This is a genomic window from Gracilibacillus ureilyticus (assembly GCF_900111195.1).
Lineage (GTDB): Bacteria > Bacillota > Bacilli > Bacillales > Amphibacillaceae > Gracilibacillus > Gracilibacillus ureilyticus.
Genome location: NZ_FOGL01000020.1, coordinates 1 through 10,896 on the forward strand (window position 1 = coordinate 1; position 10,896 = coordinate 10,896).

The 10,896-nt window shown below is 38.0% G+C and carries 11 protein-coding genes and 2 pseudogenes; 10 read left to right on the top strand and 3 right to left on the bottom strand.

Translation table 11 applies throughout. The annotated features are described in order from the left end of the window. Positions 1–223: pseudogene (locus tag BMW36_RS16510) on the top strand (transposase domain-containing protein); the annotation flags it as partial. A 79-nt stretch (positions 224–302) separates the two neighbouring features. On the opposite strand, the gene BMW36_RS16515 reads toward BMW36_RS16510, so the two are convergent. Further along, a complete protein-coding gene (locus BMW36_RS16515; protein ID WP_089743157.1) occupies positions 303–782 on the bottom strand; it encodes a hypothetical protein in 480 nt (159 codons plus the stop codon). 398 nt (positions 783–1,180) lie between these two features. Between BMW36_RS16515 and BMW36_RS20445 the strand changes: the two genes are divergently transcribed. The 3 genes and pseudogenes from BMW36_RS20445 to BMW36_RS16525 form a co-directional block, all read left to right on the top strand. Beyond that, the gene (locus BMW36_RS20445) at positions 1,181–1,342 is read left to right on the top strand and encodes a hypothetical protein (RefSeq protein WP_175480507.1); all 162 of its coding nucleotides are present in this window, start codon (positions 1,181–1,183) and stop codon (positions 1,340–1,342) included. A gap of 13 nt (positions 1,343–1,355) precedes the next feature. Continuing rightward, positions 1,356–2,837: a recombinase family protein gene (locus tag BMW36_RS16520; protein ID WP_089743159.1), complete on the top strand. Its 1,482-nt coding sequence runs from the start codon at positions 1,356–1,358 to the stop codon at positions 2,835–2,837. Between the two features lie 70 nt (positions 2,838–2,907). After that, positions 2,908–3,963, top strand: a pseudogene (locus tag BMW36_RS16525) (recombinase family protein); the annotation flags it as partial. A 594-nt stretch (positions 3,964–4,557) separates the two neighbouring features. On the opposite strand, the gene rlmH reads toward BMW36_RS16525, so the two are convergent. Next, a complete protein-coding gene (rlmH, locus tag BMW36_RS16530; protein ID WP_089743161.1) occupies positions 4,558–5,037 on the bottom strand; it encodes a 23S rRNA (pseudouridine(1915)-N(3))-methyltransferase RlmH in 480 nt (159 codons plus the stop codon). A gap of 138 nt (positions 5,038–5,175) precedes the next feature. Here rlmH and BMW36_RS16535 point away from each other — a divergent pair, with 138 nt between their 5' ends. Further along, complete coding sequence (locus tag BMW36_RS16535) at positions 5,176–5,808, top strand: pentapeptide repeat-containing protein (protein WP_089743162.1); 633 nt, start codon at positions 5,176–5,178, stop codon at positions 5,806–5,808. Between the two features lie 91 nt (positions 5,809–5,899). Here BMW36_RS16535 and BMW36_RS16540 read toward each other — a convergent pair whose 3' ends face one another. Next, positions 5,900–7,312: an NAD-dependent epimerase/dehydratase family protein gene (locus tag BMW36_RS16540; RefSeq protein WP_089743165.1), complete on the bottom strand. Its 1,413-nt coding sequence runs from the start codon at positions 7,310–7,312 to the stop codon at positions 5,900–5,902. Between the two features lie 306 nt (positions 7,313–7,618). Here BMW36_RS16540 and BMW36_RS16545 point away from each other — a divergent pair, with 306 nt between their 5' ends. The 5 genes from BMW36_RS16545 to BMW36_RS16565 all read left to right on the top strand — a co-directional run bounded on the left by BMW36_RS16545 (position 7,619) and on the right by BMW36_RS16565 (position 10,702). Beyond that, positions 7,619–7,978 (top strand): Lin0512 family protein, encoded by a 360-nt coding sequence (locus tag BMW36_RS16545; protein WP_089743166.1) that lies wholly within the window; start codon positions 7,619–7,621, stop codon positions 7,976–7,978. A 14-nt stretch (positions 7,979–7,992) separates the two neighbouring features. Next, positions 7,993–8,985, top strand: coding sequence for an L-glyceraldehyde 3-phosphate reductase (mgrA, locus tag BMW36_RS16550; protein WP_089743168.1), 993 nt, complete (start codon positions 7,993–7,995; stop codon positions 8,983–8,985). A gap of 68 nt (positions 8,986–9,053) precedes the next feature. Continuing rightward, a complete protein-coding gene (locus tag BMW36_RS16555; RefSeq protein ID WP_089743170.1) occupies positions 9,054–9,551 on the top strand; it encodes an acyl-CoA dehydrogenase family protein in 498 nt (165 codons plus the stop codon). Then, the gene (locus tag BMW36_RS16560; protein WP_089743172.1) at positions 9,454–10,149 is read left to right on the top strand and encodes an acyl-CoA dehydrogenase family protein; all 696 of its coding nucleotides are present in this window, start codon (positions 9,454–9,456) and stop codon (positions 10,147–10,149) included. Before BMW36_RS16555 ends, BMW36_RS16560 begins: the two co-directional genes overlap by 98 nt. 52 nt (positions 10,150–10,201) lie before the next feature. Continuing rightward, a complete protein-coding gene (locus BMW36_RS16565) occupies positions 10,202–10,702 on the top strand; it encodes a DinB family protein (protein WP_089743173.1) in 501 nt (166 codons plus the stop codon). The last annotated feature ends 194 nt before the right edge of the window (positions 10,703–10,896 follow it).

The following is a 10,896-nucleotide window of genomic DNA, read 5'->3' on the forward strand; positions in this document are numbered from 1 at the left end:
AGGAAGAAAAAATTGGCTTTTTAGTGTAAGTGAAGCTGGTGCAAAAGCGAATGCCATTTGTTTGAGTATCGCTGAAACTACCAAAAGTAACGGCGTTGATTTCTATGAATATATAAAGAAACTTTTTACGGATCTACCAAATTTCAGTCTCCAACAAAACCCTGAAATTTTAGATCAATATATGCCCTGGTCAAAAATGATTCAGGAAGAATGTAGCAAATAAATGAAATAGCCGTTATTCGATTAAAAAAATCAGAATATACGGCTATTTGTGATGCGTACTCGAAGGTACGCTTATTTTTTTATAATTCGGGCTTACCGTACACACAACTAATTATGCTTTTGCTGTTGAAATATAATGTGGTTTTATATCTCAAATCCTTTACTTGATGACGATGTTTTGATGTAGTCTTTCTATATAAAGAGAGTAGCAGTTCCCTTTCTACCATGGGTATTTGTACATCTCGTCGATAATCCAATCTAGTCATACAGATACGGTCGAGGAAAGAAGCATCATGAAAAACAAATAAGATAAATTCATCAATCTTTCTTTCAATTTGTTCATAATCTGCTTCTTGAATATTTGATTTATTCAATAGCTTAACAAAATCAACTGTAAAGAATAGCCTTATTCCATATTTTTGGATAACCCATGCAGTAATTCCCACAAATTTCTTTCCAACCTTATATTTAAGCTGCTCCAATGTTATACCTAGATTTCTCTCGATTAAGTAGGCTTCATCTTTTGCTAAGTCGATATAAAAACGTGCAGTGTGTAACATTTTAGTTCCTCCTTCGTGTGTTTAGCGGGAAGTTCATAAAAACCTTACTTCTTCTTTATATCTCTCATTTCCAGCGTTTTTCTCCTATTTTCATAGATAACGAGAGAAGTTTTTTTCCCGAAACCACCCATATTTAATGTATTAATCAACCACCTGATAGGCAATTGATTTTTCATGCTATGTAATTAGGAAATGAGTTATTCCACAATAGAAATTCTTATCACCACAAGATGAAAGACCATAAATTGGAAACTCTTTCAAGCAAGGTAGAACCTAATTATTTTTACTTTGATTTGATAGTCAAGTAGAGTTATATACATAGGGGAGCAACATACTCTATCCCTCAATATAAAAAAATTCCACGAAAGAAATCCTCAACATGAAAGGAAACATCAACTATGAAGAAAACCCCATCCATTGATTACAACGAAGAGTTCGAACTACAATTATTGACAGAAGAAGAACTTGATAAAGTTAAAGCCAAATCTTTCATTAACCTCATGTCTGAAATGTTCCTTAAATATGAAACTGAATTTGAAAAAGTAGTTACTGCCAAATAGGAGGAATTTACCCATGCCAAGAGCTATAGGATATGTGCGTGTAAGCACAGATAAACAATTAGACAACACATCTATAGATAAGCAAAAAGAGGAAATTGAAAAATACTGCAAAAAACATCAACTAACCCTTGTCCATATTTATGATGAAGGGGCACATTCTGCTGAAAATATGAAGGATAGAAAAATGTTTAAAGAAATGTATCATCATGCGTTTGATAAAGAAGAAGATATTGATTATGTTGTCGTATTCAAATCTGATCGTATTTCAAGAGATAATCTTGATGCCCTATACATCTATAAAAGAATCACCGAGGCAAACAAACACTTAATCTGTATCGCAGACAATATAGATACCAGAGACAAAAATGCGAAACTACTGTATCATATCATGTCTTTAGTTGCGGAACTTGAGAGGGACATGATCAAATTTCGTACCTCAACAGGGATGGAGAAAAATCATGAGAGTGGTAATCTTAATGGTGGAAAGATATATGGATATTACACCGAAAACAAGGAACTCAAATTAGACCCTAATGAAGCAAAAGTAGTGAAATATATCTTTGAAAAGTATGCTATTGACCAGTGGGGGTACCGCAAAATTGCATCAAACCTCAATGAGCAAAATATACAAACGAAAAATGGAAAACAATGGACTATCACGGCTGTAAAAACGATTCTTAACAATAGAATCTATATTGGAGAAGTAAAATGGAGAGGAGATTATCAAAAAGGAAAACACACTAGAATTATCGATGATAACCTTTGGAATGAGACCCAAAAAATACTGCGAATTAAAAGTTATATTCCCGAAAAACTGCATCCCGGATCATATCCCTTATCTGGGCTGATAAAATGCCCTGAATGTGGATCCCCAATGGTTCAAGGTAACAGTAGCAAAAAGTATAAATACTATCAATGTAGTAGAAACAAAAACAGCGGAAAATGTGCATGTTCATCTAACCTTATCAACAAGGAATACGCAGAACAATTCGTATTCAACTACTTTTACAAAACATTAAAATCGCTAAATCTTACAGTCCCCATTACAAACACTGCAATGTCTACCATCTCTAGTGAAGTAGAACCCATTGAACACAAAATTAAAGATATAAAGATAGAACTTCAACGTTTGACAAAGAAAAAAAGCAACATTATTTCTTGGAGAAGTGATGATGTCCTTGATGAAGTAACTTTTAGACAACAAATGAAGGATATTCGGAATGAGGAGAGTAAACTCTTCCAATTTCTCAACACTCTTGAAAAGCAATTAGAGCAACGACAAAAACCTAATTTAGTTGAGAATGTTTCATTTGCTATTGAAAAGTTAGAAGTGTTCTTTGAGGTGATTTCTAATGAAGATAAAAAGAAGATTCTTCACTCCTTTATTGATAGCATATATGTGAATCGAGGGAATTCAACAAAAGAAAGGACTATCAAAGAGATTAAATTTAAGTTTGATTTAGAATACATTTCACAATTTTATCAGTCTGCATAGAAGGAAAGGATAACCTCCTTTCCTTTTTTGTGTCTAAGTCTTAGAATTATTTTGAAAGGAGGCTATACACTTGAAAGAAATCAGAAGCGTAGCAATTTATTGTCGTGTAAGCACAGAAGAGCAAGTGACTGAGGGATACAGTATCTCTGCTCAATTACATACCTTACGCCAATATACACAGTTATATGGATGGCAAATAGCAGCAGAGTACGTGGATGAGGGAATAAGCGGTAAAAACATAAAAGGTCGACCTGCAATGCAAAGGCTAGTAGTAGATGTGGAAAAGGACAAATTCCAGGCTGTTATTGTTTGGAAAATATCCCGTCTCTCACGAAATATGTTAGACACACTCAAACTATTAGATAAATTTGAGGATTACGGGGTTAAATTTATTTCCTACTCTGAAAACTTTGATACCGGAACCCCGATCGGTCGTTTAGTTGTACAACTCATGGCTTCCATTGCGGAAATGGAACGCAACACGCTATCAGAAAACGTTAAACTTGGTATGAAACAAAGAGCTTTGGAAGGTTTGTGGAATGGTGGTGTTGTATTTGGTTACGACCATACTGATAAGAAAAAACTTGTTGTCAATCATAAGGAAGCAGAAGTAGTAAAGTTAATCTTTACTATGTATGCGAATGGCAAAGGATTAAGAGCAATTTCCAATCACTTAAATCAAGCAGGCTATAAAACTAAACGTAATCGTTACTTTTCCATCAATGGTGTAGCACAAATCTTAGACAACGTTATCTACATTGGTAAAATCAGATGGTTACAATTTGAGAATTGGGATACAAAACGAAGAAGAGGAAAAAATCCTAATCCTATCCTTGTTGATGGTCAACATGAGGCCATTATATCAGATGAACTATGGAGTATTGTTCAAGCAAGAAGAAAAAGTAAATCCTTTAAGCAACGACAATCAAATGAACCTTTCCTATTAAGTGGTCTATTGCGTTGCCCTGATTGTGGAAAAGGGATGGTTCCATCAATCACTACTCACACTCGAAAAGACGGAACAAAACGAAAGCATCGCTATTATGTTTGTGGTGACTTCCACAATAAAGGATCATCTGCATGTAGGGCGAATTCAATTAAAGCGTATGATGCAGAGGATTCAGTTATAAATAGAATCGAAACAATACTTTCTAAGAATAAGTTATATAAAACGCTACAAGATATAAACTCGAATTCAGTTTACTCACATAGTCAGCTTAATAAGGAATTAGAAAATATCGAAGAACGCTTGTCCGAAATAGAGTCAGTACAAGACCGTTATATGGAAGCATTTGAAAAGAACACTATACCGACAGCAATTCTTCAAGAAAGACTACAGAAAGTCAGTAATGAAAAAGAGGAATTGCAGCAAAAGAAAAATGATATATCCGTTGAGTTAAGCACTACTGATTCAAAGATTATACAGCCCGAACTAATTGAAATACTACTAAAACAATTTCTCTTAATGTATAAAAAGTCTTCAAGGGAGAATAAGAAGCGGTTGCTTCAACATCTTATTAACAAAATAACGATTAAACAACTAAAAGAAAAATCACGAACAATTAATGAAATTGAACTCGACTTTGATTTTAAAGAAATCAACATATCCAAAACCTTTATACTTATCCATTTGTTATATCGTGAAACGGATAATGAAAACACGTTTTCAATACCCGCTTCCGATAAAGAATTACCACCTTATTTACAAAAGTTTTTGCCTCTATTTATGGTACGGTTCCCCCCGATTAATCCGAAACCCCCGATAAACCTGCTCCAACAAAATCAACCTCATCACCTGATGCGGAAAAGTCATCTTAGAAAAAGACAGAGCCAAATCACTCCGCTGCTGCACTTCTTCACTGATACCCAATGACCCGCCGATCACAAAAGCTATCTTACTTTTTCCGTAAGTTGCCAGCTCGTCCATTTTAGCTGCTAGCTGTTCAGAACTCAGCATCTTCCCATTAATCTCAAGTGTAATAACATAGGTATCCTGGCTAATATGGGAAAGGATACGATCGCCTTCTTTTCGTTTCACTTCAAGCATTTCTACTTCACTCATATTTTCTGGTGCCTTTTCATCAGCCACTTCGGCAATCTCTACCTTGGCATATGTAGTGAGCCGTTTCATATATTCCTGAATACCTTGCTTGAGGTATTTTTCTTTTAATTTTCCAACTGTTACAATGGTTATTTTCATTGCAGTGTCATCCTTTGCTCTTTTATCTTCTCTAGTTTACCACAATTATAATGTAGCTAATGCCGAATTTTTCCTTAAAATGATATACTAATTATAGTAAAAAATATTGGATTCCATTTAAAAATAAAGGGGAAAACTATGAAATTAACTAAACCGAATATACCCGCTGAATTACCACAGGGGAACTTCCAGGATATTCTCTATGAAGAAGACCCACACCTTAGTAACATAGAAATTGAAGGGTCCCATTTTGATAACGAGTTGCTGGATCGTGTTCACTTAAATAATATGGTGATTAAACAATCCACTTTTCAACATACGTCATTTGAAAATATCGACATTACAGATGTTCTTTTTGAAAATTGTGACCTGTCCAATGCTGACTTAAGTACTGCGAGCATCCATCGGGTTGCATTCAAGAACTGTAAGCTATTAGGCGTGCAGTTTATTGAGGGGCGATTTGGCAATGTTTCATTTGAAAATTGTGTGTTATCCCTGTGCAATTTCGGTGACTCCAAGTTTGAAAAAACACAATTCAGCGAATCGAACCTTCAGAATGCAGATTTTTTCAATTGTAAACTGGCAAAAACAATTTATTCTTACTGTGATCTGACTGGGACAAATTTCGATTCTACTAAGCTAAAAGGGATTGATATTAGTACTTCCCACTTTGAAACGCTTGTTGTCAAAATGGAGGATTTAAAAGGCTGCATCGTGTCTCAAGACCAGGCGATTCACTTTGCTTCCATGCTGGGGCTGGATATCAGATAGTCTCCTATTATATTGGAATGTTAAAATTTCTACTATGCATAAACTTTTCCACCGAGCGAAAAAAGCAATACCATGAAAGTATCGCTTTTTCTCATATCGGTAGCTCTTCCTTTTGCTTCTTGTCTATCTGCTTCATATGATGGCGGAAACATGCCATAACAAACAGATGGACATTTGCCTGGGTGTATTTATAGATAAACCACGGCAGGGATGGATGATAATCATGAATGGCGATAATCAGCTCATTTGCTTCCGGGATTTTCCTGAATTCCAATCGTCCTCTTTCATTCTTGCTTGTGTCTGTTAAGAAGCCGCCGCTAATATAATATAGGGCACGGTCTTCTGTGCTTCGGTCGGGTGCATAGGTAAGTTCGAGCAATGGCGCTTTACTGCCTATCCAGCCGATCTGACAGTTGAGCTCATCATCAACAGTTGTCTGCACCCACGGGTTGAGGAAGTTTTCCAGCCATTGAACATAATATCTTGCCACTTCACCCGCACGGTAACCTTCAGGAAGAGGAATCCGTTGGACAGAGCGGACATCCCGCTTGAGTGGCCCGATTTCCGGTTTCTTTAATAACTTGTGTTTATTATTGTCTGCTTCTCTCAGGGAATATGCAGCCGCTTCTTTAAAAGAAATTTTCCCGTCACTGATTCCTTCTTCTTCTCTTTGTACAGTCAACGGGTGCTTCAGGCTATAAAGCAGCGGATAAACAGTTTCCTTTGGTGTTTGTGTAATCAAGCTTAACCAGAGGCGGGAAAGATATAAGGAGAAAAAAGGAACATCATACATTCTTCGTTTTTTCCCCAGCACTTCTGCGATTTGTTCCATCATCTCGCGGTATGTTAAAACCTCCGGGCCCCCGAGATCATAGGAATCATTTACACTCTTCTCGTCTGAAACAGTTTTATCCAGGGACCGCAACACATCTTTTAAAGCAATCGGCTGTGTCCTGGTTCTTGTCCATTTTGGCAAAATCATAACAGGCAGACGTTTAACAAGCTTTGCGAGAATCGGGAAAGAGGAACCCTTTGGCCCGACAATTAATCCTGCCCGTAATGCTGTCACTGGTGTTCCATATGCCCTTAGAATACGTTCTACTTCCAGCCTGCTTTTCAGGTGGGCGGACAGCTTTTCTTCTCCTTTTGGCACAATGCCGCCGAGATAGATAATTTTTTTAACACCCTGCTTTTTAGCCGCCTGTGCGAAGTTATCAGCAAGTATAACGTCCATGTCAGCAAAATGGCCCTGAGTAAGTTTGGCTGATGGTATCATAGAATGGACCAGATATACGGCAATGTCCGCACCCTCTAGACCCTTTTCTGCATCCCTCAGTGAAAAAAGGTCACAGGAGCGCCAGGTGACATCTTCTGTATCTTCATGTTTGTTCCCATTTCGGGAGAGTCCAATTATCTTCATGCGTCCGCTCAGTTTGGAAAGCAAATTTTGGCCAATATAACCGCTTGCTCCAGCAATGGCGACTACAGGTTTCATTTTAGGCATATCTCCACATCCTTTTTTCTTGTATCATACTATACCCTGGTGAGCAGTAACGAATCGTTATACTCAGAAGCACCCGATTTCCCATTTGATTTTGCCATTTCCAGACAGCTTATTATTTCCTGGGAAATAAATAAGGAAACATGGGGAAATTTCGACAAGATCTGTTTAGCTTCCTTTTACCTTGCTGTGTTTTCCTGCTATTCTACCAGAAACTTGCTTCAGGAACGAGTGGACTCATTTGATTTTCCTGCATTTATCACTTAATCTAAAAATACATGATTACAAAAAAGGAATGGAGACGATTACATGGAAAAGATTATTTTCGTCGAAACAGGTACAGGAATTGATGTGCACGGACAGAATGTCACAAAGGCATGCCTGCGTGCAGTGGAAAATGCAATACACTATAATTCAATGCCAGGAATAAAGGATTACCTGCCGGAACAGAACCTACATAACATGAAAGTCAATGTCAGACTTGCTGTACCTATGGATAAGGACAAAGTAGACATCGAAAAAGTGAAGAAGGAAATTCCTTACGGTACAGTTACCGTTGATATAATTGATGGCGGAATGGCTACAACCTCAGGAATTATTCTTGAAGATAAAGATGATAAAAATGACCTGATGTATATTGTTAATGCTGCTGTGGAAGTTGGCTATTAAGAGGAGGGATTTTAATGACATATGTTGCGAACAACGATCGATACAAGGAGATGACCTATAACCGGTGCGGGTCATCAGGGATTCAATTACCCGCTATTTCCTTAGGACTGTGGAATAACTTCAGTGACAATGATTCGATTGAAAATCAAAAAGAGATGCTTTTTAAAGCGTTTGATTTAGGGATTACTCATTTTGACTTAGCTAATAACTATGGTCCACCGCCGGGTTCCGCAGAAATAAACTTTGGTCGTATTTTAAAAGAAGATATGGCCGCATACCGGGATGAAATGATTATTTCAACAAAAGCGGGCTTCAAAATGTGGGATGGTCCCTATGGTGATTGGGGCTCGCGTAAGTATTTGATCGCAAGCCTTGACCAGAGCTTAAAGAGAATGGGACTCGACTATGTGGATATTTTCTACCATCACAGACCTGATCCGAATACCCCGCTGGAAGAAACGATGGCTGCCCTTGACCAAATCGTCCGTCAAGGGAAAGCATTATATGTCGGTATTTCTAATTATGATGCTGAACAGACAAAACAGGCTGTGAAGATTTTACAAGATCAAAAGACACCATTTATTATCCACCAGGCAGCTTATTCGATGCTTGACCGGAAAATTGAAAATGGCCTGACAGATGTACTGGAGGACAATGGAGTCGGCTGTATTGCATTTGTTCCATTAGCACAAGGTCTGCTTACTAATAAATATTTAAACGGCATTCCAGATGATTCCCGTGCTGCGAAAGATTATATCCCGTTTTTAAATGAAAAGGATATCTCTTCCACTGTATTAGAGAAAGTGAACAGTCTAAATGATTTAGCTGCAGAGAGAGGCCAGTCACTCGCACAGATGGCACTTGTCTGGGTTTTACAGCAGAAGTCTGTCGTGTCTGCCCTGATCGGTGCAAGCCGGGCAAGTCAGATCGAGGAAAATGTAAAAGCATTAAGTAACATGGATTTCAGTGATGAAGAAATGAAGAGAATTAACGAAATCCTTTCATAAGGGTGAGCACCCCACTGTACACAGCTGGGGTGTTTTTTCGAACAAATGAAAAGAGGAGAGCTAAAATAATGGAATTTACCAATCAGGAGTCTCAGCAAATCAAAGAAAATCTGGCAGAAATCGAAACAACTAAAGCATTACCAGACTCAGTACTTGATATCATCTATAAAAAGAAACTTTTCAAATTATTTGTCTCCGAATCACTTGGCGGAAGAGCAATGGATCTGCCAACGGCTTTAAAAATATTTCAGGAAGCATCTTCCATTGACGGCAATTTTGGCTGGGCGATTACGATCGGATCAGGTGGTGGGATGTTTTCTCCATGTTTCAGGGAAGATATCGCCAAAGACAGCTTCTCACCAGACAATGCGGTAATCGCAGGCAGCGGGCATCCTGGCGGAAAGGCAGTCAGGACAGAGCAAGGTTATCTTGTTACAGGTGAGTGGAAATTTTGCAGCGGTTCCCCGTATGCCACTATTTTCACTGCCAACTGTCGTAGAAGACGCGGGAAATACAGAAATTGTTTCATTTATTCTGCTCCCAGATCAGGTAGAGGTTTTACATGATTGGAATGCATTTGGCCTTGTTGCAACAAGCAGCCACTCTATAAAAGTAGACCAGCAACTGGTACCGGCAGAGCGTACATTTTCAATTTTTGAAAGGCAAAATCATTTCAGAGTAGACGTACATAGCTTCCCTTTTGTTCCATTTTCTGAAGCTTCATTTGCTGCTGTGGTCCTCGGGATCGGAAAGCACTTCCTTGATGAAGTAAAAGCAATTGCTGAACAAAATAAAAGCAAATGGAACAAAGGGGAGTTCAATAAATATCAATTTGTGATCAATAAATGGCAAAAAGAAATGAAAAGATGGGAGAATGCGGAATCTGCTTATTATGAGAACGTTAATAATGTTTGGCAAATGCATGTTCAGCAACAGCCCATATCCAAGGAAACAATCGAAGAAGTCTCCCATGTCTGCAAAAAAGCAGCATCCACTGCCATAACTTGTTCGCAAAATCTGTTCCGCTATATGGGTATGGAAATGGTTATGCAGCATTCGAACCTTAACAGGATCTGGAGAGATCTCCACACAGCTGCCCAGCATACTTTCCTGACCCCTTATCAGGAGAACGAAGCTAGCGCCTATGAATTGGACGAAAAATAAAGGAGATATCACTCAGAAGGTCGAAATAATATAGGCAGGAGGTGGAGAAAAAATGTATACAGTGAACGATTTAATAAATGACTTTGAACAATACAAAGAATGGGTGGTGTCTCTTCAGAGGATTGAGGGGAAACTTTTCTTTGAGCCGATTGCTGAGGGTAAATGGTCAACAGCAGAGATTATTACACATATTGCATTTTGGGATGAGTACATAATGGCTGAAATGCTGCCGAAAATGAAACAAGATGCCGACATCTCGAGTATTGATTTTGACACATTAAACCAGAAGGCATCCGCCTATGCCTTATCAGGTATTTCACAACAACAAGTTATCAACGAACAGGTACATAAAAGAGAGGAATTAATTAGCCGTCTTAAAAAAATTCCACACGACGATTTTTCTATTACATTTCGGATAAATGGAGAGGACATTGACCAATATTCCGGGTATCCCAATTCGATTTTTAACTATTTCTGCAGTTTTGTTTGGCATGATAACCATCATCGTAGGCAGGTAGAGGAGTTTTTAGAAAAGGTAGAGATGCTGGGATAACATAACCAGCTAAAATAGTAGCAAAAATGGTTCCGGACAATATAATTCGCCTGGTACCTCCATCAAGAATTCAAAGACTGGTTTTTATAATTGTTCCGTTTACCATGTTGTTTAATTTGATTCTCGCTGCTTTTTGAATGTTAGGCCATATGACACATGGTGCACCCATGAAGGCCTCGCTACGATTTTTTCTC

Excerpts from the sequence above, each read along its gene's own strand:
- BMW36_RS16515 (WP_089743157.1), bottom strand. The coding sequence starts at position 782 with ATGTTACACACTGCACGTTTTTATATCGACTTAGCAAAAGATGAAGCC.
- BMW36_RS20445 (WP_175480507.1), top strand. The coding sequence starts at position 1,181 with ATGAAGAAAACCCCATCCATTGATTACAACGAAGAGTTCGAACTACAA.
- BMW36_RS16520 (WP_089743159.1), top strand. The coding sequence starts at position 1,356 with ATGCCAAGAGCTATAGGATATGTGCGTGTAAGCACAGATAAACAATTA.
- rlmH (WP_089743161.1), bottom strand. The coding sequence starts at position 5,037 with ATGAAAATAACCATTGTAACAGTTGGAAAATTAAAAGAAAAATACCTC.
- BMW36_RS16535 (WP_089743162.1), top strand. The coding sequence starts at position 5,176 with ATGAAATTAACTAAACCGAATATACCCGCTGAATTACCACAGGGGAAC.
- BMW36_RS16540 (WP_089743165.1), bottom strand. The coding sequence starts at position 7,312 with ATGCCTAAAATGAAACCTGTAGTCGCCATTGCTGGAGCAAGCGGTTAT.
- BMW36_RS16545 (WP_089743166.1), top strand. The coding sequence starts at position 7,619 with ATGGAAAAGATTATTTTCGTCGAAACAGGTACAGGAATTGATGTGCAC.
- mgrA (WP_089743168.1), top strand. The coding sequence starts at position 7,993 with ATGACATATGTTGCGAACAACGATCGATACAAGGAGATGACCTATAAC.
- BMW36_RS16555 (WP_089743170.1), top strand. The coding sequence starts at position 9,054 with ATGGAATTTACCAATCAGGAGTCTCAGCAAATCAAAGAAAATCTGGCA.
- BMW36_RS16560 (WP_089743172.1), top strand. The coding sequence starts at position 9,454 with ATGCCACTATTTTCACTGCCAACTGTCGTAGAAGACGCGGGAAATACA.
- BMW36_RS16565 (WP_089743173.1), top strand. The coding sequence starts at position 10,202 with ATGTATACAGTGAACGATTTAATAAATGACTTTGAACAATACAAAGAA.